Here is a 21,813-nt window from a genome sequence, read left to right as displayed (position 1 = left end):
TCATTCTATTTCTGTGATTCTTGTCATATTTATAAAGGTTTGTTAACTTTTATGAGATACAAAAGGTAATAACTTTATATTTTTGCAAAAATTTTTTATCTAAAATTTAAATTTATGGACGAACCGTCTATCAAGATTAAATATGCAAGTGAATTGCTATCAGATGTAGCTGTAACTTTAATGATGAGTGGAGCTAATACTTCTCGTATAAAGAAAAATACGCAACGTATTGCTGATGCTTTAGATTTTGAGGCAGATTTATTTATTTCTTTATCCGGTGCTGTTTTAAGTGTTAGAGACCGAACAACTAATGAAATGCATACTATTGTAAGGGCTATTCCTCATGTAGGGGTTAATTTTGAAATAGTTTCTGAAATTAGTATTCTTTCCTGGAAAACTATTCAGGAAAAATATGATCTTCAAAAAGTGTATGAACAACTCCAAAAAATTAAAAAAATAGCCCATTATCCTAAGCCTGCCATATGGTTTTTTGTAGGTCTTGCAGGAGCTAGTTTGAGCCGGATTCTTGGAGGAAGCTGGTTAGAATTTTTTGTTACTTTTATAGCTACTGTTTTAGGATTAATTGTTAGGCAATTTTTAACAGAAAAACATTTTAACGTTTTCATTGTTTTTGCAACAGCTTCTTTTACAGCTGTTTCTACAGTAAACATATGTAGGATTATTACTGATTCAGATTTAAAAAGTGCATTTGCAGCCAGTGTTTTATTTTTAATTCCGGGAGTTCCTTTAATTAACTCTTTTATAGATATTCTTGAGGGATATATTTCTCAGGGTATCTCAAGAGGTATTCAAGGTTCTGTATTAATATTTATGATTGCTCTCGGTTTATTTTTATCATTATTTATATTTGGTTATGAATTTTTTAATTGATTTTTTTTCTTCTACGCAAGTATCTTTAGGTGAAAAGATATTTTGGTCTATGTGGGTGTCTATTGGTTTTGCCGTTATATTTCGAACTCCTAAACGTTCTATGTGGGTCGTAGCAGTGCTCGGAGCTATAGGATTCAGTTGTAGAGCCTTTCTACTTATCTATTTTAAAGATCAAATTGTTTTTGCAAGTTTTACTGCTGCCAGTTTAGTAGGTGTATTAGGTGTTTACTTTGCTCATAAAGTACATACACCTCCTATTGTTTTTACTATACCAGCCGTTATAAATATAATTCCAGGAAAACCCGGTTATGAATTTATGATTTCTCTTATTGAGGTTATTTCTTTAAAGGAAGGAGAGGTACTTCAATTTGAATATTTAGTTGAAATGATTGAAAAATCTGCTCGTACAGGCTTTACATTATTATCTCTAGCCTTTGGAGTAGTTTTTCCTCTATTAATATTTAAAACTGCCTCTGTCAAAAAAACCAGTTTAAACCAATTTTTTATAAATAAAAATAAAAATATTTAAATTTTTATTTATTTACAAATTAACTAGATAAATACGATTTAACAGTTTTAGTTCAATAAATTATAATAAATTTATTGAACTAAAGCTATTTCTTTTAAACTCAAAAGAGTTAAAATAATAAATCTATTCTGCTTAAATAGGTAAATTATAAAATTTCATATAATTATTTATAATAACCACAGAGTTTAAAATAAAAAAAGCATAACAAGCTTCCAAGAAATACAAACATTTCTGTTCGTATTTCTTGTACTTTCTTCTTTTCTATTTAATTTCTCCCAATACTATTAAATCTTTTTTATCAGAACGTCCAGGTCTATAATAAACCTCTCCTTTTATTTCTGCCGGAATTTTATATACTAAATTAGTTGTTTTCTTAGTTAATGGATTAATCTGTTTAAGTGACAATCCCCAACCATCTAATAGTATTGTTTCTGAGTGATCAAATTTATATTGTTTCCCATTATAATTAATCAACACTTCTCCATCCATTAACATCCTGCTTTCATCACTTATATTTTTGAAAGTAGTGTTTAAAATTAAATAAAGATTCCCTTCTTCTTTGTCAAGGTCTGCAAATTGATTTCCGGTATCTACCTTATCTTCTATATTTATTTTATTCACTGTTACTTCAAAATACTTTGTCTGTAGAGGCTCTCCTAATTTTATATAATTGAAAGAATTATCTATAGAAGAAGATTCCGAATCTTTTTTATCATCGTCCAGACTTGCAAAAGCAATAAATGAAAAGAATACAACAGCTAAAGCTGAAATTAATGTTTTAAAATGTTTTTTCATGATTTTAAATTTTAAATTTATATATAATTGATTTTTTGAAAAGTATAAAAGGAAGGAGAAATCCCAATAAATAAAATAACAAATCTGTTATATCAAAAGTCCCGGAGAGTAATTGAAATAACTGTAGTAATTCAGACCCTATTGCTACAAAAGGAATTATTATAAACCAGATTACATTTTCCACAGATATTATATTTTTCCAAATGTAAAGTGTAAAACAGGTATAAGAAAAAATCCATAGTCCATCTGGTAAAGAAAATAACATCCAATCAGGAATATATCTGACGTAAGAAATGTTATGTTCTCTTATTTTATATAAAAATTGTTGTATTCCTACTAGTTCACTCCATGAAAAAATTCTTAAGGGAAAATTCCTAAAGAATATATATATTAGGATACCTATGAATAAACTAATACTACTTCCAATTAATAAGCATATTTTATGTTTAGTAAAAGAATTATTGATTATTTTCAACGAAAATTCTAATTTTAATTTATGCTTCCAATCCCAAAAAGCAGAATTTATTTAAATAAAAAAGCGTGGGAACTGAACTTATTGACACCAAAGGCTCGCCAGAACCCACACACTCAATAAAAACATCCCACGCCACTTTGAATAGCTAGTGTGTGAAATGTTTGAAAACTGGCGATTTTCTGGTTATCACTAAAGCTAACGCTTAATTTTTTTATTTTAAAATTTTTATTTTCTTATAACTTCTAATCTTTTAAAGTTTCTACTTTACAAAAGTAAAATATATTATTAATATAATATCAAATCAAAATCCTTTTTTAGATAAAAAATTTTCTTTATCTAATTGCTATACCATAAAATTTTTAATAATATATCGAAAATATTTTAATCAAAAAACCCACAAAACATTACTAATTAATGTGTTATGGGTTTATTTCGTAGCGAGGAGCAGACTTGAACTGCCGACCTTTGGGTTATGAATCCAACGCTCTAACCACCTGAGCTACCTCGCCAAATGAGTGTGCAAATATAGTAGGATTTTCATTAAACTACAAAATTATTTATTTCCAATATCTATTTTTTGTAAAAAAATCTCTGCCATCATACATCTAACACTTCCTCCTCCGTATTTTTCAATTGTAGGAACATCTATCACTAATATTTTGCTGTATTTATTAATTTTTTCTATTTGCCCCATATTTAAACTTTTATAACCTGTAGAAGACATTACTAAATATTTATTTAAATTTTCTGTTTCTAATTGTAAACAATTAGCAGCAAAATGCATCATTTGCTTTTCAGATATCGTGATAATTTCTTTTTGCGAACTATGTAAAATATCTGAAACTAATTTTCTTTCTTTTAAGTCTTTAATGGAATCTAAACACACTATTACAAAATCTTCAGTAATACTTATCATTACATTTGTATGATAAATAGGACATTCTTTTTTTTCAATGTTTTGTGTTGCATGAAAAATAATAGGTGTAAATTCCATTTTTTCACAAAATTCTAAGAATAATCCTTCATTAGTTCTTTCTGAAACTGAAATATAAGCAACTTTATTTGTTCTATCTAAAACAATACTTCCTGTACCTTCTAAATAAATCTGTTTGTTTTCTGATTCTGTAAAATCAACTATGTTTTTTATTAAAAAACCTTTATTTTTTAAACCTTCTATTATGTCTAATCTTCTTTCTTTTCTTCTATTGGGTGCATATAAAGGATATAATAATACATTACCATCATCATGAAAAGAGATCCAGTTATTGGGAAAAATAGAGTCAGGAGTGTATGGTTCTTTTGTATCTTTAAAAACTATAACATTAATATAATGTTTTCTAAGTTTATCAACCATATTAGTAAACTCTTCTAAAGCTTTGTCCTGTATCAATTTCTTAGGATCAGAATCTTTTTTTTGAAAAAAATTATTTGTTGCAGTTTCTTCATTGAATCCAAAAACAATAGGTTCAATCATTAATACAGTATTTGTTATCTGTTTATTTTTCATCTTCATTATTTATTTTTTACGTTTTAAAGGTAATGTTGAACATCTTAACAGTCCTCCCATTTTGGATATTTCATAATATGGAACTTTTTTTACAGTTAGATTCCATTTTTCTTCTAAAAATTTATTAAGTCTAATGAATCTTTCTTCTGAAACAACTACTTCCGGAGAAATTGAAAATATATTTGTATTCATATAATACATTTCTTGTTGAGTAATTTCAAAAATATTATCTTTTCCAAAAAAATCTACTATAAATTGATAATCCTTAAGATTTATAAAACCTTCTTTATACACAATTGCTTTGTTTTTTCCAACCGGCATAAATGTACAATCTAAATGCAATATTCCTTGTTTAGGATCTTTGTCATTTTTTTTTAAGGATATATCTATAAATGTTTTATGTGGAAATAATTCTTTTAGAAAGTCTATAGCATATGCATTGGTTCTTGCGGTTTTAAGTGAAGAATAATCATCCCCTTTATATACCCCACAAAAAATAGTATCATTACAAAGAATTATATCTCCTCCCTCAACATGTGCTTTTTCAGGCAAGTTATATATATCTTGAAAAGAAATCATATCAAATATTTCTTTATAGGCTTCTTGCTCGTCTGCTCTGTCGGGAATTATGTTAGATATAATAACTTTATTTTCAATTACAAAAGCGACATCTCTTGCAAAGACTTGATTACAATCTTTTAGTATTCTGGGACGTAACACTTTTACTTTATGGTCGTTTAATATTTTTTCAAAACAAGTCATTTCATAAATAATGTCGTCTTCTTGAGGATATGAATTATTAGTAACGTTTTCGTAAGATTTTGCATCGTAGGTTTCCTCTAAATTAGGGGTTTTACCCATAGAATGAGGTTGACCTAATACAACAGTTTCTAATTCTGATGTTTCATCATTTATATTTAATAATTGCATAAAATTCAATCAAGATTATTTTAAAGATAAGGAAATATTATACCAAAAGTAGGTATTTTTGTTGTGTAAATATGTTTTTTTATTAAGAAACTTTATGTGGTATTTAAAATATAATTTTAAATGACAGAAAATAGATCTTCATATTGTCTAATGATTTTTTCTTTTGAATATCTATCTTTAATAGATTTTTTTATTATATTTTTTTCATGTTGAATATTAACTTCTCTTTTAATTTCATTTGCAAATAAATGAAAATTCTCGATATTAACTATTTTTCCATTAATATTAGGTTGTATAATTTCATTAATTCCTCCTTTACAATTATTTACAATTGAAAATATGCCACAAGCTCCTGCTTCTAACAAAACATTTGGAAATCCTTCGTAACGTGAAGAAAGTACAAATAAGTCTGCATTTTTTATAAAGGGAAAAGGATTTGTCTTTTTTCCTAAAAAATGAACATTATTTAGTTTATTTTGTTCTTTTTGTAATTTAAGATTTTCTTCTTCATCTCCTTCACCTATTATATATAAATGTATATTCTCTTCTTTTAAATATATAAATACTTTCAAGAGATTATCAAATCCTTTTCTTTTGGATAGATTGCCAATAGCAATAACATTTTTATTTTCTTTTAAATATGGAAGTTCAATTTTTTCTTTTAGTTTGGATTCTATTAAATCAAAATCTACCGGATTATTAATTTTAACAATTTTGGATTCTTTTATCTTCAGATTTTTAATTAAATCTGATTTCATATCTTCACTTTGGGCAACAATTGTAGAAAAGTTGTTATAAAATTTATAAAAAAATTTAATTTCCGGCCTTATTACATGTTTTGATACTATATTGGTTTCTCTTGTGATAAAATGAATTTTAGGAAAAAATGGTATTATAGGTGATAAAAAAGCGGAAATTTCTCCCCAACCGCCAAATACAATCGCAGGTTTGTATTTTCGAATAGCTTTTATTACAGGGAAAAAAGCATTTCTAATCCTATCTTTTTTTAACTCAATAATTTCTGTATTTTGATCTAAAAGTTTTAAATAGTATCCTTCTTTTCTCATAAGAAGGAGTTTAGATTTGTATTTTGTTTTATCAATAGAGTTTATTAGTGTCATTATTATTCTTTCTGCTCCTCCCATTTTCATATTTGGAAGAATAAATAAAATAACTTTCACTATACTTTGTTATTAATGTATCCTAAAGTAGCTTCATCATTTTGCATGACTCTGGCTAAGTTTCCTACAACTACAGAATTATCCGGAACATCTCTTGTAACATACGAATTAGGTGCAATTAAAACATTACTACCTATTTTTATGTCTCCAACAATAACAGCATTAGTTCCTATCCATACTTCATCTCCTAATATGGGAACTCCTTTTTTATCTCCTCGGTTTGTTTGACCAATAGTTACTCCTGTAGCAATATTACAATTTTTACCAATTTTTACTTTAGGGTTTATTATTACTGTTCCCCAATGACCTAAGTAGAATCCTTCACCAATATTTGTCCCAGGATATATTTGAAAGCCATATTTTACTTGATAATGGTATAATAATATTCTATAAAAAACTCCTAACACAGTTTTTTTTCTATATTTTGATGCTTTCCTAAATATATATAAATACCTAAAATTAGGATCTATCATCCCTCTGCAAATAAACTTTCCTGGCCATTTTCCATGAATTCTATAATAATCTTTTTGTATTATAGTTCGTGTCATAGTTATAGATTATCTAATATTTTTAAAAGCGAATTTACTGCATTTTCTAAAGAAAATGGTAATTCTTTTTTATTCATTTTTTCTATATATTGATCTGGTATGTGAGAATCTGTCAAAAATTTCTTCATTCCATTATAAATTCCATCTTCTGAATTTTCAACTATCATACCTAATTCTCCTTTATGTAAAATTTCTTTTACTCCTGATACATTTGTTGCTATAATTGGTTTTTTTAGTGTTAATGCTTCAAATAGAACTGTGGGATATCCCTCATATCGGGAAGAAAGAATAAAATAATCTGTATTTTTCAGAAATGGATAAGGATTTTTTTGAAATTCTGCCATTTTTATTGTTTTTTCTAGGTTTAATTTTTTTATAAGATTTTTAATTTTTATAAAATCATACCCATCGCCCACTATAATTATTTTATGATATAAACCTTCTTCTAATAATTTTTTATGCACTTTTATAAGTCTATCAAATCCTTTCTGCGGAAAAACAGTTCCAATGGCTACAAATGTTTTTTCTTGATATTCTGAAAAATCAAATTCAATTTTTTCCTTTGCTTTGTTTACTATCTCATCAGAATCTATGGGATTATAAATTTTAATTAGTTTTTCTTTTTCTATGGAATTTCTTGCAAGTTTTTGAAAATCATCTTTTATTTTATCTGAAATAACCCAAATTTTATCAGCTTTAAAAAATTTTATAAGTTTGTTTGGTTTATATTCTGGTATACTAAATAGATCATTATGGACCCAGACTACTTTTTTAGATGTTTTTACAGGGCTTTTGAGCACCTCTTGTAGTAAACTGTGGTTTGCAATCAATTCTATGTCATAATCTTCTTTTTTTAGTATAAATTTATAAAGCAACTTAGGAAATAATTTTAAAATTCCTTGATATATTTTTCTATAAGCTTTTTGGGGTATTTCCCAAGGCTTATTGGTTGTAATCATTTCACCTTCATTAAGATAAAACAAATTAATCCAATCTGGTACTTCGGAAAGGTATTTGCCTGATTTAAGATTTAATAATAAATCAATCTGATATTTATTTTTGGGTATGTTTTTTAAAAAAGTGATTAATACTTTTTCAGCGCCTCCATGACGGAGTGAACCTATCCTAATAAGTATCTTTTTTGTACTCATATGGTAATTTTTCTGCCCAGTATTTTTCCAATTCTTTTCTATTTTTTTCTAATTCTCTTGGATATTTTGTTGTGTTTTTAAGCATTTTATCTGCATATTCTTCAATAGTACAAATAAATTTCGCCGGATTACCAGCATAAACTGTATTATCAGGCATAGATTTAGTCAATACAGCACCTGCTCCTAGAATACAATTATTACCAATTTTTACATTGGGTAAAATAATGCAATTATTCCCTATAAAACAATTATTCCCTATCTTAATTCTACCTACATTTCTTGCATCCTCATATTTCAACATATTTTTTATAACATAATTACCGCCATCATGATTTATAAATCTTACACCAGATGTTATTTTTGTATTATCTCCAATTTCAATAAGAAATGGCTCAGAACCAAAATTGGGCATATCTACAAAAATTACATTTTTACCTAATTTTAAACCTCTTTTTATAGATTTTTTTATATAATATTCATCAGAAAATTTTTTTTGTATTTTTCTAATCATATAAAAAAAAACTTGTATAAAATTTTTCATCGTATATTGACTAGTTTAATAATTGTAATAACAATTCTTCAACTTCTTGATAAATACTATCTGGATTAAATTTTTCTTCAGGTTTTTCTAAATTTCTCTTTATATCATCAACAAATTTCGAATTCTGAATAAATTTCTTCATACCTTGGTATATTTCTTCTTCATTACAATTAACTAATAAACCATTAAAATTATTATCTATCATTTCTGGTATTCCTCCTACTCTAGTACTAATAATTGGTTTTTCCAGTGCTAATGCTTCATTTATAACTAAAGGATATGCCTCAGATTTAGTGGGTAAAACAAAATAATCTGCTGCTTTTAAGTAAGGATATGGATTTAATTTCGTTCCTAATAGTTTAAATGTTTTTTCAACCTTTAAAGCAATTACTTGCTTTTTTAATCTATCCATTTCTTCACCATCTCCTACTATTACTATTGAATGTATATAATTTTCATTTATAAGTCTAGCATGAACATTTACAAGTATTTCATATCCTTTTCTACTATGTAAACGTCCTATGGAACAAAAAATTGGTTTTTTTAATTTCCCGTAATCTACATTATATTCTTCTGCCTTTTTTTTTATTTCGTCAACATGTACTGCATTATAAATAACCGAACTATTAGAAAAAGTTATACCATATTTTTCTTCTATTAGATTCCTAATTTGATTGGCACAAAAAACTACATAATCAAATTTTTTCATTTTTTTTATATATTCCCATGATTTCGATCTTAATCTTTCATAAGTAACTTCTGAATGAAACCACGCAATTTTTTTTGAATTTTTATTTGAACTATTTAAAGTCATATCATATTCTGAATAACTTGAAGCTACTTCTATATCATATTTTTCTTTAAGTTGAAATGAAGGAAATTTTTTATATAAATATAATTTTAATAGTCTAAATGCAAGTTGAATCTTTTTTAATAATGGATTCTTACTAAAATCTTCTTTTCCTTTTGTTAGATATAAAAGTTTTACATTTTTCGGTATATCATTTCTAAGTTCTCCCTGATATAAATTAAGTAACAATGTAAATTCAAATTTATCTTTTGATAAATTATTTAAAAGATCCAAAATTACTTTTTGAACCCCTCCCATTTCCATAGATCTTAATCTAAATAAAACTTTTATTTTTTTTTTCTGCATTATAAATAATTAACAAAGATAAAAATTAGTATTTATATATAGTTACATCTTTTTTATAAGTTCTATGCAAATATTATTAATTTTATACACTATTGTAACTTATATTCTTCAAACTATTATTTATATATTTGCTATCATGATTTTTAGGAAAAAAATAAGTATTTTTTTTATTGTTTTTCTAATAGCTTTAATTAATTATAAAGCACAGACATTAATCATTGACAAAACACATATCAAAAAAAATCCTAAAGTTGGTTTGGTATTAAGTGGTGGTGGTGCTAAAGGTTTTGCACATGTAGAAGTTATTGAAGCTATAGAAAAAGCCGGTATTAAAATCGATTATATAAGCGGAACCAGTATGGGAGCAATAGTAGGTTCATTATATGCTGCTGGATATTCTCCCAAAGAAATAAAAAAAGCTATTGAAAATATTGATTTTGTTGGGCTTTTTCTTCAGGAAAAAGATCGTAGTTTCATTCCATTTATAGATAAATCATATCGTGATAAATATTTATTTACACTTCCCTTTGATAATAAATTAAAATTTACTTTGCCTACAGCTATTAGTAAAGGGCAAGGTTCTTTATTGTTATTAACTAATTTATTAAGCAATGTACATGATATAAAGGATTATTCTAAACTTCCAATTCCTTTCCTTTGCATAGCAACTAATTTAGAAACTGGAGATGAAGAACAGATGGAAAATGGATTTTTACCTCTAAGTGTATTAGCGAGTGCAGCTTATCCCTCTTTGATAGAACCTATTAAAATAAATAATAAATTATATATTGATGGTGGTATAGTTGATAATTTCCCTGCTAAAGCATTAAAAGACAAAGGTATAGATATAATTATCGGTGTAGATTTAGGATCCGGATTACAAAAAGCTGAAGATATTAAATCATTAATAAATGTGATAAATCAAATTATTAGTTATAGAATAAATATGAAAACTGACTTTGAAAGAAGTTATGTTAATCTTTTAATAAAACCTGACTTGAAAGATTATAGCGTTACAGATTTTGATAAGAAGGATTCTATATTACTAAAAGGTAAACTTGCTGCAGAAAAAGCATATATAGAATTAAAAAAAATAGCTAAACTGCAAAATAATAAAGATACGATTAACAATACAAAAGAAATACCAGTTAATAAAAATTTATATGTTACTACATTAAATATTGAAGGTAAAAACTCGTATGATTCTAAATATATTAAGAGAAAAATTGGAATTGAAATTCCTGGTAATACTTCTATAAAAGACATAAGTAAAGGAATTTCCGCTTTGTATTCAACAGGAAACTTTAATAGAGTATATTATCAAATTCAAAATAATAAGGAAAAAAATGATAGTATAAAACTAACACTGTTTTTAGATGAAAAAAATAACAATTCACTTAAATTAGGAATACATTATGACGATGTTTATAAAGCTTCTATTCTTACAAATATAACTTTATATAAGCTTTTATTTAAAAATTCTTCCTTATCAACAGATATAGTTTTTAGTAATAATTTTAGAACTTATATTAACTATTTTATTGATAATGGAGTTTATCCTAGCATAGGGTTTAATACAAATTTTAATGCTTTTAATTTTAATTATTCTGATTTAAAGAAAAGTAAATATATTATAAACAGAATACGAAATTTTGATCAGCAAATATATTTTCAATCAACTCTTAAAGAAAAATATGCTGTAGGATTAGGTTTAGAATATAGTTATATTAATTTTTCTCCTTTTAAATCTAATCCAACTTTCTTAAAAGATGAAAGCTATTTTATAAATCCATATTTTTATATCAAAGTTGATACAAGAGACAACGCAAATTTCTCTTCTAGAGGTTTTAAAATAAATGCTATTGCTAAGCAAATATTAGTTTCTAATGCACCAAATTTTAATGACTTTACCATTATAAAAGGAGATTTAAACTTTTCAATACCCATAACAAAAAAATTATTTATTGAAAACCAAGATTTTTTAGGAACTTCTTTTAATAGTCCGGCAATGCAATATAAATATTACATTGGAGGTTATTTTGAGCAAGAACTCTATAATTTTAAACGATTTTTAGGATTACCTTTTGCATATACAAGTGGAAATCATCTTATTTCTTTATACAGTTCTATAAATTATAAAATATTAAAAAATCATTATGCTAAATTATATGTTAATTATGCCAATGTAGAAAACTATTTTAAAGATATAAAATATTTTAATTATAAATATTCCAGTTATGGAATAGGCTATGGTTATGATAGTCCTTTCGGCCCAATTAATTTATTATACACTTATTCTGTAAATCAAAAAAAAGGAGTATTTAGCGTAGGATTAGGTTATTGGTTTTAAATTAAATATAATACAAATACAATGATACATTATTTTTCAGAAAATAATTTTATTCTAAAAAATAAAAGAAAAAGAAAAAAATGGATACATAATACCATTATAAATGAAAATACAAAATTAGGTAATATTAATTATATTTTTTGTTCTGATGAACAGTTATTAAAAATTAATATTGAATATCTCAATCATGATTTCTATACTGATATTATTACATTTGATTATAGAGAAAATGATATTATTTCTGGTGATATTTTTATTTCTATTGATAGAATCAAAGAAAATTCAAATATTAATAAATCAAATTTTGAAGAAGAATTGAATAGGGTTTTAGTACATGGAATTTTACATATAATTGGTTATAAAGATAAATCAATTGAAGACTCAAAATTAATGCGAGAAAAAGAAAATTATTATTTAAACATATATAAAAATTTACAATAAATATTTGTTTCACGTGAAACATTATAAAATATGATATTAGAAAAATATGATGTAATTGTAGTTGGTGCAGGACATGCAGGCTGTGAAGCAGCTGCAGCTGCAGCACAATTAGGTTCTAAAACCTTATTGATAACTATGAACCTTCAAACTATAGGTCAAATGTCATGTAATCCTGCTATGGGAGGAATTGCAAAAGGACAAATTATAAGAGAAATTGATGCTTTAGGAGGTTTATCAGGTATTGTAACTGATAAAACTATGATTCAGTTTAAAATGTTAAACTTATCTAAAGGTCCAGCTATGTGGAGTCCTAGAGCTCAATCAGATAGAATGAAATTTTCAGAAGAATGGAGAAATCAATTAGAAAATATTCCTAATTTAGATTTTTTTCAGGATATGGTTACGGAAATAATCACAGATCAACATAAAATTGTGGGTGTTAAGACATTTATGGGAGCCATAATTTATTCTAAATCTGTAATACTTACAAATGGAACTTTTTTAAATGGATTAATTCATATAGGTGAAAAACAATTTGGAGGTGGTAGAATGGGTGAAAAAGCAGCTTTTGGCATCACGGAAAGTTTAATAAAATTAGGTTTTGAATCTGGAAGAATGAAAACAGGTACTCCTCCACGTGTAGATGGTAGAAGCATTGATTTTTCTAAAATGGAAGAACAAAAAGGAGATACAGATCCACAAAAATTTTCATATACCAATACACCAAAATTAAAAAAACAAAGAAGCTGTTATATAACCTATACAAATATAAAAGTACATGAAACTTTAAAAGAAGGTTTTGAAAGATCACCTTTATTTAATGGTACAATTAAAAGTACCGGTCCCAGATATTGCCCTTCTATTGAAGATAAAATTAATAGATTCTCTGAAAGGGAAAGACATCAAATTTTTGCTGAACCAGAAGGTTGGAAAACTATTGAATATTATATAAATGGATTTAGTACATCTTTACCAGATGATATTCAAATAAAAGCATTACAATTAATACCAGGTTTTGAAAATGCTAAACTATTTAGACCTGGATATGCTATAGAATATGATTATTTTCCTCCAACACAATTAAAAAATACGTTAGAAACAAAAATAATAGATAATTTATATTTTGCCGGACAAATAAATGGTACAACAGGTTATGAAGAAGCTGCTGCTCAAGGTTTAATTGCAGGAATTAATGCCTCTTTAAAAATTCAAGAAAAAAATTCTTTTACTTTAAAAAGAAATGAAGCTTATATAGGTGTACTTATAGATGATTTAATAACTAAAGGTACAGAAGAACCTTATAGAATGTTCACTTCTAGAGCAGAATATAGAATGAGTTTAAGACAAGATAATGCAGATGAAAGACTTACTCCATTAGGTTATAATATAGGTTTAGTTTCAGAAAAAAGAATGAAAAATTTAGAAGAAAAATTAAAAAAGACTAATGAGTGTATAGCTTTTATAAAATCAACTTCTATAAAACAAGAGGAAACAAATCCAATATTAATCGATAAAAAATCTACTCCTATTACACAAACTGTAAAAGCAGATAGTATTTTAGTAAGACCTAATATAAAATTAAAAGATTTAGAAAAAATTAATAATATTCAAAATTATTTATATGCACATAATTATTCAGATGAAATATTAGAACAAGTTGAAATTAAAATTAAATATAAAGGATATATAGATAAAGAACTTGAAAATGTTGAAAAATTAAATAGACTAGAAAATATAAAAATACCATCTAATTTTGATTATTCAAAATTAAATAGTATTTCTACAGAGGCAAAACAAAAATTAATAAAATTTAAACCTGAAACTATTGGTCAAGCTAGTAGAATAAGTGGAGTATCGCCATCTGATATTAATGTACTATTAATATATATGGGAAGATAAAAAAATAAAAATTAAAAATACATAATCTAAATGTTCCACGTGAAACATTAAATTTTATGTTTAAATTTCAAGGAAAATAAATAATGAAAATTAAAGATCATTTTTTAACAAAAGAAATTTTTGAAGTTAAAGAAACTCAATATAAAGGTGTTTTAAAAACACAAAATATACCTGAAAATTTAGAAAAATATTATGAAAGTAATAAATACTTATCACATTCAAAAGATAATTCATTAAAATCTAAAATATATCAGTATACTCAAAAATTAAATGAAAAATATAAACTTAAAATAATTTCTAAATATAAAAAAACTGGTAAAATTCTAGATTATGGTTGTGGAGATGGATCTTTCCTGAAATTTATGAAAAATAATAATTATTCAATTATAGGATATGAACCAAATTCTAAAGCTTTAAATAATGCTATTTATAAAATTGGAAAAGAAAATACAATTAATTCATTAAACGATATTGAAAATAATTCTATAGATATTATTACACTTTGGCATGTATTAGAACATATATCAAATCCAGAAAAAATTTTAAATGAATTAAAAAATAAATTAAAAAAAAATGGAATACTCATAATAGCTATTCCAAATTATAAATCCTATGATGCAAAATATTATAAAGAAAATTGGGCAGCATGGGATGTTCCAAGACATATTTATCATTATTCTAAAGAAGGAGCTATAAACTTTTTTAATTTAAATCAGTTTAATGTAATCCACACTTATCCCCTACCCTTTGATAGTTTTTATATTTCATTAATTAGTGAAAATTACTCTAAAAACTATTTTAGTTTATTACGTTTTCCATTTATTGGTATACTATCTAATATAAAAGCTTTGAAAAATAAAAATTATTCTTCACTCATATATATTTTAAATAAATAAAATTGTATAAATATTATATAAAAAGAGACAATGATAACATTGTCTCTTTTTATTATATTATGTAAATATTTAATTAATTGTTTAAAATAGCAGCAACACCCGGTAATTCTTTTCCTTCTAAAGATTCTAACATTGCACCACCACCTGTTGAAACATAACTAACTTTATCAGTATAACCATTTTGTTTAACAAAAGCTACACTATCTCCACCTCCTACTAAAGAAAAAGCACCGTTTTTTGTAGCTTCTGCAATAGCATCCCCAATTGCTTTAGTACCAACTGCAAAATTTGGCATTTCAAATACACCTAATGGTCCATTCCAAAGAATAGTTTTTGAATGTAAAATTACATCAGAAAAAGATTTAATTGTTTTAGGACCAACATCAAGTCCTTCCCAACCTTCCGGAATATTCTTTGTTTCAACAACCTGAGTTTTAGCATCATTAGAAAAATCATCAGCAATAACAGAATCTTCAGGAATGAAAACTTTTACATTATTTTCTTTAGCTTTTTTTAATATATCTAAAGCTAAATCTAATTTATCATCTTCACATATTGATTTACCTACACTTCCACCTAAAGCTTTGACAAAAGTATAAGTCATCCCGCCACCAATAATTAAATTATCAACTACCGGAAGTATATTTTCTATAATTGTAATTTTTGAAGATACTTTAGATCCTCCTAATATTGCAGTAACAGGTTTTTCTCCTGTTTTAAGCACCTTTTGAATAGCATCTAATTCTTTAGCCATTAATAAACCAAAACATTTAGCATTTGGAAAAAACTGAGCTATTACAGCTGTTGAAGCATGTGCTCTATGTGCAGTTCCAAAAGCATCATTTACGTAGATATCTCCTAATTTTGCTAATTGTTTAGCAAAATCTACATCACCTTTTTCTTCTTCTGAATGAAATCTTAAATTTTCTAACAATAAAACTTCACCAGGTTTTAATGCTAAAGCTGCAGATTCAGCTTTTGATCCAACACATTCATCAACAAATTTTACTTTTGTACCTAATACTTCTGATACTTTATCTACTATATGTTTTAGAGAGTATTTATCAGTAACCTGTCCTTTAGGTCTTCCTAAATGAGTCATTAAAATAACAGATCCACCATCATTTAATACTTTATCTATTGTAGGTTTTGCTGAAATTATTCTAGTAGAATCTGTAACTTTTAGATTTTCATCTTGTGGAACATTAAAATCTACACGAATTAATGCTTTTTTTCCATTAAAATTAAAATCATTAACTGTTTTCATATTTTACCTTTTAATATTTAATACAAAGATAGTTTCATTGAAAGTAAAATAGAAATTTTAAAGGCTGAAATTTATCCACATTTGTACTATTATTATTATAAATTTTTTTAATTAAAAACAAAATATATAGTAATAGTAATAATATAGATGTTTATATGTTAATAAATTTTATAATAATAATTTTAAAGGTGATATTAACATGTTTATTAACATGTATACAAGTATAATAATTTGTATATTAATAATTTACATATATTTTAACAAATAATTACAAATTTGAATAACTTATTTGTTTATAGATTTAATGTTAATAACTGAAATAAATAACTTTCAAAACTTAGTAGTAATATATATAAATAAATTTGGATAAAAAATAAATTATATAATAATATCAAAAATCGTATTTTATAAAAATATTTTTAATTTTATTTTTTAACAATAATTTTTTTTAAATGTTAATATTTGTTTAACCTACCTATTTTTAGGTAATTAAATAATTAGAAATAAATATTTTTTTTATAAATATTTGATTTTGTTTATTATATATATTTTTATATAATTAATATATTTATAAAGTTATAAACAACATATTAATTAACTATAAATCAATATATTATGACTTAATTTTTATTTAATTTATTAATAATCAATAAAATAATTATAAAAAAAACCATCTATTATTATAGATGGTTTTTTTTTTATAATTAAGATTATTATTTTTTAATAATATATATACTAAAAATAATATTAAGAATGAGATTTAATAAAAATCCTCCTATAGCAAAATAACATGCAGATTTAGATTTTTTAGGATTTTTATTCTTTTCTACAAAAAATAAAATTATACCTACTAAAGGAATTAAGACACTTGCAACTTTAAGTAAAGTGCTTAAATCTTCTTCATTAGAAGGATCTTGTTGATTAAAATTTTCAGATTGATTTTCTGTTGACATAATTTATAAATTTTAATGATTATTATTTATTTAATATATATTCTAAAATAAAATTACCAATAAATTTACCTAAACAAGAAGCTAGAGAAGCTAATCCTATACCACATAAAAAACCAGTAATTACTCTTAATATGTTATTACTTTCTCTTTTAAAAAATAATTGTGTTGATCCATCTAAATATGCAGGTAAAAGCAATAAAATAGAATACCAAATATTTATATCAAAAAATATAAATAAAAATGAGAAGGGAACAAAAGCTATATAAATTCCTGTGCATCGTGCACACAAAGGAAATTGTTTTCCTTTCCAAAAAAATGATCGTTCCGGTTTTTGATGACAGGCATGGAATTTATACATAGTTTAACTTAGTTTGGATGGCAAAAGTAAAAAAAATGTTAATATAAAAAAAATATAAATTATATATAATTAGTATTTATATGTTTCTTCCTTTTTCATTAGAATATAAATATGTAAGTAAATCGCTTTGCCAAAACTCTTTTGTATCAATATCTAATACAGATATTTTACCAGTAAAAGCAGCTCCTGTATCTAAATTCCATACGCAAGCTTTTTGTGTAGGAAAAGGTGAATTTATATGTATTGTAGGAGTATGACCTATATAAATTTCTTTATAAATTTTTAATCTTTTTGGATATAAAGGTGAATTCATACATAAGTTTGTGTCCATAGCTGTTGCAGTTTCCCAAAGTGTTCTATCCCAATAAAACACATCTTCATGAGTTTCATTTTCAATACCTCTTACGTGTGTAAAACCAGCATGTAAGAATAACCGTTTTTTGTCATCGAGGTAGTAAGTTAATAGATTTTCTAAAAATTTAATATGTTTTTTTTTTGTTTTATCAGAGATATTCGCATAATTTTTAATTGTAATAGCTCCACCATGTTTTAACCATTTAGGATTAGGTGTATTGGATTTTAACCAATTTAGTAAAAGAACATCATGATTTCCTTTTATGAAAATACAATTAAATTTTTTTTTCAATTCAATTAGAAAATCTAAGGTGTTAGGAGTATCACTCCATCCATCTACATAATCTCCCAAGAAAATAAGAAGATCATTTTCAGTTATTTCAGCTTTTTTTAATACTTGTTTTAAACCTTTAAGTCCACCATGAATATCACCTATTACTAATTTTCTTTTCATTAATTAAATTTTTTTTAAAATGATTTTGAAATTAGCGATTAAATTATGATTATTTATGATTATTATTACATTTTTTTGTCACTTCATTTTGTAACTCTTCGAGAACCGGTTTTATAGTACTTTCTGGTAAATCGCTAATTCTAATATACATTAAACCATCAATAGCATCGTTAAATTTAGGATCTACGTTAAATGCTATTACTCTAGCATTTTGTTTAAAGTATTTTTTTATTAAAACAGGCAATCGTAAAGCAGGTTCCAATTCATCAATTAATTTATCAAACTTATTTAAATCATCTTCTGCAGCATCAAAAAATAGATCTTTTTCGTTTTCTTTTAATTTTACTTTAAATTCATTTTTAGGGTGAACATATTGAGCTACGTATGCATCAAAATAATGAGAACGCATAAATTCTACCATTATAGATTTAGAGAAATTTGAAAATTGATTGCTTATACTTACACCTCCAATTAAATATTTATAATCAGAATGTCTTAAACATACATGAACAATTCCTCTCCATAATAAAAATAAAGGTAATGGCTTTTGTTGAAATTCTGAAATAATAAAGGCCCTTCCCATTTCAATAACTCTTTTAAAAAACGGATAGAGTTCTGTATCAAATTCAAATAAAGAAGCCGTGTAAAAGCCATTGATTCCGTATTTTGTATAGATACTTTTACCCATTCCCATCCTATAAGCTCCTACAATAAGTTCATTTTCACTATCCCATAAAAATAAATGATGATAAAACTGATCAAATTCATCTAAATCAAAAGGCTCATTTGTGCCCTCTCCTACTTCTCGAAATGTTAGTTCCCTTAATCTTCCAATTTCTCTTAAAATATTGGGAATTTTTTCTGCTTTGCTAAAAAATATTTCATATTGATAATTAGTAAATAATTGACAATCAAATTCTCTTAGAAGCTCTATTTCTTTTTTTATATTGTTTTTAGGAGTTTCTTCTATAATAGGTTTTACTTCATCAGAATTTGCTGATTTGGTCATAGCGGAAACAGAAAGAAATTTTACATTTTTAAAAGGATTTTTTGTCATGGTATAAAAGGATTTAAGCATATAAACCTTATTCCTTAAAAAATTACCATAATCTTTTATATCAGAATATTCTTGTTGCTGTTTTATAGATATAGGCTTTCCGATTCTTATTTGTATAGGTTGCTTCCTTTTCCTTACCATTTCAGATGGAAGTAAAGCCGTTTGCAGGTCAGGATGTATATCATAAGCTTTATAAAAAAGTTTACTGTTTTTAGCGTGAAAATACATAGGAATTACCGGTACCTTTGCTTTTTGTATAAATTTAAGACCGCTTTCTGTCCATTCTCTATCTTGATATTCTTTTGTTTTAGAATTATAATGAGATACTTCTCCTGCCGGGAAAATAGCTAAACAGTGTCCTTCTTTTAAAAAACGGAAAGCTTCTACAATTCCTTTTTTACTATCAAAACTTTCTTTTCTTGTTTCAAAAGGATTTACGGGTATAACTATATTTTTTAAGGGATTAATTTTTTTTAATAAAAAGTTGGCCATCATTTTAAAATCAGGGCGTATTTCCGATAGTATTTTCATTAAGATAATACCATCTAGGGCACCTAAAGGATGATTAGATACAATAATAAATGGACCTTTCTCCGGTATTCTTTTCAGGTCCTCTTCATGTATATGATAAGATACTTTAAAATTTTTTAAAATTGTGGATAAAAATTCTTTTGTAGGTAAATTTTTAGTTTTATCATATTCTTCGTTTACCCGATTGAGTCGAAAAGTTTTTAATATAATCCATGAAATACATTTCCCTAAAAATCCAAATTTTTTTAGTTTTAAAACATCTTGTATATCGTTTAAAGAAATTAAGCTCATAACGAATCATTTATAACTACTTGATAGGTATTTTTTACTAATTGTTCTAACAAAACATTTTTATTGCTTTTAAGTTTATGCTGTATTTCAGCATTAGAATGTCGAATAGTATATAAAGATACATTTTTAATAATATTTAATTTAAAAAATATTTCTAATTCTTCTATTAATTTACTTAAATTATTATACTTATCTTCAACACATAAAGATATTGAAACAGCTGCTATATTTAACATAGTAACTTTAATGTTTAGAACAGATAATTTATTAAAAATATAACTTAAATTTTTTTCTTGCATAAATGAAAAATCACGTGATGATATTGTTAAAAGATGTATATCTTTTTTTAATATAAAGCAAGGAATTAAAGGATCAATAGTTGCCCCTTTTTTAATAATGGTTCCTTTTTTTTCTGGATATATAAAAGACCTAACATTTAGTGGTATTTCTTTTTGTTGTAATGGTTGTATGGTTTTTGGGTGTATAACAGAAGCTCCATAAAAAGATAATTCTATAGTTTCTTCATAAGAAATAAATTTTAACAATTGAGCTTCTTTAAAATATTTTGGATCTGCATTCATTACTCCAGGTACATCTTTCCATATAATCATTTTTTCAGCTTGTAAGCAATAAGCAATAATTGCAGCTGAATAATCTGATCCTTCACGTCCTAGTGTTACACTAAAGTAATTGTCATCTGCAGCTAAAAAACCTTGAGTAACATATACTTTAGAAGTATCAAAATTTTCAAAATTTTTTTCAGTTAATTTCCAAATTACTTTTCCTTCTCTATAAGTATTGTCAGTTTTTATATAGTCTCTGATATCAATCCAAGTATTTATTATTCCGGATTTATTAAGATAATTGCTTACAATTTGACTGGAAATAAGTTCACCAAAACTTACAATTTGATCATAAATAAAATTATAATTTTGAGACTTATTTTTCTTCAGAAATGTATATAGATCAGAGAAATATTTATTGATAATAGTAAAAATATTTTCCTTATAATCAAATAGTTGCGAAAGTATTTCAAAATGATTTTTCCTTATTTTTTCAATACAATCCGAATAATTATTGTTGACAAAATAAGAATTTACAATTTCTTCTAATTCATTAGTGGTATTACCCATAGCTGAAACAACAATAACTGTATTATTATAACCAGAAGTACGTAAAACATTTACAACGTTTTTAATACTATCAGCATCTTTAACAGAAGCCCCACCAAATTTATAAACATTCATAAGGACATTAA

General features: G+C 25.2%; 20 protein-coding genes and 1 tRNA gene. 6 read left to right on the top strand and 15 right to left on the bottom strand.

Translation table 11 applies throughout. The features are described 5' to 3' along the window. Positions 1–114: 114 nt before the first annotated feature. Together C4S77_RS05330 and C4S77_RS05325 are read left to right on the top strand one after the other, a co-directional pair. On the top strand, positions 115–891 hold the full coding sequence (locus C4S77_RS05330) for a threonine/serine exporter family protein (protein WP_105246612.1): 777 nt from the start codon (positions 115–117) through the stop codon (positions 889–891). After that, positions 875–1,420 carry a threonine/serine exporter family protein gene (locus tag C4S77_RS05325; protein WP_105192830.1) on the top strand — a complete coding sequence of 182 codons (546 nt, stop codon included), beginning with the start codon at positions 875–877 and terminating at the stop codon, positions 1,418–1,420. The genes C4S77_RS05330 and C4S77_RS05325 overlap by 17 nt, the downstream gene beginning before the upstream one ends. A 261-nt stretch (positions 1,421–1,681) precedes the next feature. Here C4S77_RS05325 and C4S77_RS05320 read toward each other — a convergent pair whose 3' ends face one another. The 9 genes from C4S77_RS05320 to C4S77_RS05275 form a co-directional block, all read right to left on the bottom strand. After that, entirely contained in the window at positions 1,682–2,215 is a 534-nt protein-coding gene (locus C4S77_RS05320; protein ID WP_105246611.1) for a DUF4352 domain-containing protein, read from the bottom strand. 910 nt (positions 2,216–3,125) lie between these two features. Continuing rightward, a tRNA-Met gene (locus C4S77_RS05310) sits at positions 3,126–3,199 on the bottom strand. A 44-nt stretch (positions 3,200–3,243) separates the two neighbouring features. Further along, entirely contained in the window at positions 3,244–4,197 is a 954-nt protein-coding gene (ctlX, locus tag C4S77_RS05305; RefSeq protein ID WP_105192826.1) for a citrulline utilization hydrolase CtlX, read from the bottom strand. Between the two features lie 9 nt (positions 4,198–4,206). Next, positions 4,207–5,127, bottom strand: a complete 921-nt coding sequence (locus tag C4S77_RS05300) for a dimethylarginine dimethylaminohydrolase family protein (protein ID WP_105192824.1) — start codon at positions 5,125–5,127, stop codon at positions 4,207–4,209. Positions 5,128–5,243: 116 nt separating this feature from the next. Further along, positions 5,244–6,308 (bottom strand): glycosyltransferase, encoded by a 1,065-nt coding sequence (locus tag C4S77_RS05295; protein WP_317614914.1) that lies wholly within the window; start codon positions 6,306–6,308, stop codon positions 5,244–5,246. Continuing rightward, positions 6,308–6,856: a serine O-acetyltransferase gene (locus tag C4S77_RS05290; protein ID WP_105192820.1), complete on the bottom strand. Its 549-nt coding sequence runs from the start codon at positions 6,854–6,856 to the stop codon at positions 6,308–6,310. Before C4S77_RS05290 ends, C4S77_RS05295 begins: the two co-directional genes overlap by 1 nt. Positions 6,857–6,858: 2 nt before the next feature. Next, the gene (locus C4S77_RS05285) at positions 6,859–8,007 is read right to left on the bottom strand and encodes a glycosyltransferase (protein ID WP_105246605.1); all 1,149 of its coding nucleotides are present in this window, start codon (positions 8,005–8,007) and stop codon (positions 6,859–6,861) included. Beyond that, positions 7,982–8,518 (bottom strand): acyltransferase, encoded by a 537-nt coding sequence (locus C4S77_RS05280; RefSeq protein ID WP_105192974.1) that lies wholly within the window; start codon positions 8,516–8,518, stop codon positions 7,982–7,984. The genes C4S77_RS05285 and C4S77_RS05280 overlap by 26 nt, the downstream gene beginning before the upstream one ends. 40 nt (positions 8,519–8,558) lie before the next feature. Continuing rightward, entirely contained in the window at positions 8,559–9,704 is a 1,146-nt protein-coding gene (locus tag C4S77_RS05275) for a glycosyltransferase (RefSeq protein ID WP_260209473.1), read from the bottom strand. Between the two features lie 136 nt (positions 9,705–9,840). Between C4S77_RS05275 and C4S77_RS05270 the strand changes: the two genes are divergently transcribed. The 4 genes from C4S77_RS05270 (at position 9,841) to C4S77_RS05255 (ending at position 15,290) form a co-directional block, all read left to right on the top strand. Continuing rightward, a complete protein-coding gene (locus C4S77_RS05270; RefSeq protein ID WP_181042828.1) occupies positions 9,841–12,054 on the top strand; it encodes a patatin-like phospholipase family protein in 2,214 nt (737 codons plus the stop codon). Between the two features lie 21 nt (positions 12,055–12,075). Continuing rightward, positions 12,076–12,495 (top strand): rRNA maturation RNase YbeY, encoded by a 420-nt coding sequence (gene ybeY, locus C4S77_RS05265; RefSeq protein ID WP_105246601.1) that lies wholly within the window; start codon positions 12,076–12,078, stop codon positions 12,493–12,495. A gap of 30 nt (positions 12,496–12,525) precedes the next feature. Then, on the top strand, positions 12,526–14,394 hold the full coding sequence (gene mnmG / locus C4S77_RS05260; protein WP_105246599.1) for a tRNA uridine-5-carboxymethylaminomethyl(34) synthesis enzyme MnmG: 1,869 nt from the start codon (positions 12,526–12,528) through the stop codon (positions 14,392–14,394). Positions 14,395–14,477: 83 nt separating this feature from the next. Further along, positions 14,478–15,290, top strand: a complete 813-nt coding sequence (locus C4S77_RS05255; RefSeq protein ID WP_105246597.1) for a class I SAM-dependent methyltransferase — start codon at positions 14,478–14,480, stop codon at positions 15,288–15,290. A gap of 73 nt (positions 15,291–15,363) precedes the next feature. Here C4S77_RS05255 and C4S77_RS05250 read toward each other — a convergent pair whose 3' ends face one another. The 6 genes from C4S77_RS05250 to C4S77_RS05225 all read right to left on the bottom strand — a co-directional run bounded on the left by C4S77_RS05250 (position 15,364) and on the right by C4S77_RS05225 (position 21,802). Next, positions 15,364–16,557, bottom strand: a complete 1,194-nt coding sequence (locus C4S77_RS05250; protein ID WP_105192808.1) for a phosphoglycerate kinase — start codon at positions 16,555–16,557, stop codon at positions 15,364–15,366. A 713-nt stretch (positions 16,558–17,270) separates the two neighbouring features. Further along, positions 17,271–17,510, bottom strand: a complete 240-nt coding sequence (locus C4S77_RS05245) for a hypothetical protein (protein WP_105246595.1) — start codon at positions 17,508–17,510, stop codon at positions 17,271–17,273. A 22-nt stretch (positions 17,511–17,532) separates the two neighbouring features. Continuing rightward, a complete protein-coding gene (locus tag C4S77_RS05240; RefSeq protein ID WP_105246593.1) occupies positions 17,533–17,868 on the bottom strand; it encodes a DUF2085 domain-containing protein in 336 nt (111 codons plus the stop codon). Between the two features lie 76 nt (positions 17,869–17,944). Beyond that, positions 17,945–18,676, bottom strand: a complete 732-nt coding sequence (locus C4S77_RS05235; protein WP_105246592.1) for a metallophosphoesterase family protein — start codon at positions 18,674–18,676, stop codon at positions 17,945–17,947. A gap of 49 nt (positions 18,677–18,725) precedes the next feature. Then, the gene (locus C4S77_RS05230; RefSeq protein WP_105246590.1) at positions 18,726–20,555 is read right to left on the bottom strand and encodes a lysophospholipid acyltransferase family protein; all 1,830 of its coding nucleotides are present in this window, start codon (positions 20,553–20,555) and stop codon (positions 18,726–18,728) included. Next, positions 20,552–21,802, bottom strand: coding sequence for an aspartate kinase (locus tag C4S77_RS05225; protein WP_105246588.1), 1,251 nt, complete (start codon positions 21,800–21,802; stop codon positions 20,552–20,554). The genes C4S77_RS05230 and C4S77_RS05225 overlap by 4 nt, the downstream gene beginning before the upstream one ends. Between the last annotated feature and the right edge of the window lie 11 nt (positions 21,803–21,813).

This window comes from Apibacter adventoris, from assembly GCF_002964975.1.
GTDB classification, from domain to species: Bacteria; Bacteroidota; Bacteroidia; order Flavobacteriales; family Weeksellaceae; genus Apibacter; species Apibacter adventoris.
This window is presented reverse-complemented; position numbering and strand designations above follow the sequence as displayed.

Bases quoted from the DNA above. Each gene is read 5' to 3' on its own strand.
- C4S77_RS05235 (WP_105246592.1), bottom strand. From the start codon at position 18,676: ATGAAAAGAAAATTAGTAATAGGTGATATTCATGGTGGACTTAAAGGT.
- mnmG (WP_105246599.1), top strand. From the start codon at position 12,526: ATGATATTAGAAAAATATGATGTAATTGTAGTTGGTGCAGGACATGCA.
- C4S77_RS05255 (WP_105246597.1), top strand. From the start codon at position 14,478: ATGAAAATTAAAGATCATTTTTTAACAAAAGAAATTTTTGAAGTTAAA.
- C4S77_RS05270 (WP_181042828.1), top strand. From the start codon at position 9,841: ATGATTTTTAGGAAAAAAATAAGTATTTTTTTTATTGTTTTTCTAATA.
- C4S77_RS05275 (WP_260209473.1), bottom strand. From the start codon at position 9,704: ATGCAGAAAAAAAAAATAAAAGTTTTATTTAGATTAAGATCTATGGAA.
- C4S77_RS05225 (WP_105246588.1), bottom strand. From the start codon at position 21,802: ATGAATGTTTATAAATTTGGTGGGGCTTCTGTTAAAGATGCTGATAGT.
- C4S77_RS05330 (WP_105246612.1), top strand. From the start codon at position 115: ATGGACGAACCGTCTATCAAGATTAAATATGCAAGTGAATTGCTATCA.
- C4S77_RS05280 (WP_105192974.1), bottom strand. From the start codon at position 8,518: ATGATTAGAAAAATACAAAAAAAATTTTCTGATGAATATTATATAAAA.
- C4S77_RS05250 (WP_105192808.1), bottom strand. From the start codon at position 16,557: ATGAAAACAGTTAATGATTTTAATTTTAATGGAAAAAAAGCATTAATT.
- C4S77_RS05320 (WP_105246611.1), bottom strand. From the start codon at position 2,215: ATGAAAAAACATTTTAAAACATTAATTTCAGCTTTAGCTGTTGTATTC.
- C4S77_RS05325 (WP_105192830.1), top strand. From the start codon at position 875: ATGAATTTTTTAATTGATTTTTTTTCTTCTACGCAAGTATCTTTAGGT.
- C4S77_RS05300 (WP_105192824.1), bottom strand. From the start codon at position 5,127: ATGCAATTATTAAATATAAATGATGAAACATCAGAATTAGAAACTGTT.
- ybeY (WP_105246601.1), top strand. From the start codon at position 12,076: ATGATACATTATTTTTCAGAAAATAATTTTATTCTAAAAAATAAAAGA.
- C4S77_RS05245 (WP_105246595.1), bottom strand. From the start codon at position 17,510: ATGTCAACAGAAAATCAATCTGAAAATTTTAATCAACAAGATCCTTCT.
- C4S77_RS05290 (WP_105192820.1), bottom strand. From the start codon at position 6,856: ATGACACGAACTATAATACAAAAAGATTATTATAGAATTCATGGAAAA.
- C4S77_RS05230 (WP_105246590.1), bottom strand. From the start codon at position 20,555: ATGAGCTTAATTTCTTTAAACGATATACAAGATGTTTTAAAACTAAAA.
- C4S77_RS05240 (WP_105246593.1), bottom strand. From the start codon at position 17,868: ATGTATAAATTCCATGCCTGTCATCAAAAACCGGAACGATCATTTTTT.
- C4S77_RS05285 (WP_105246605.1), bottom strand. From the start codon at position 8,007: ATGAGTACAAAAAAGATACTTATTAGGATAGGTTCACTCCGTCATGGA.
- ctlX (WP_105192826.1), bottom strand. From the start codon at position 4,197: ATGAAAAATAAACAGATAACAAATACTGTATTAATGATTGAACCTATT.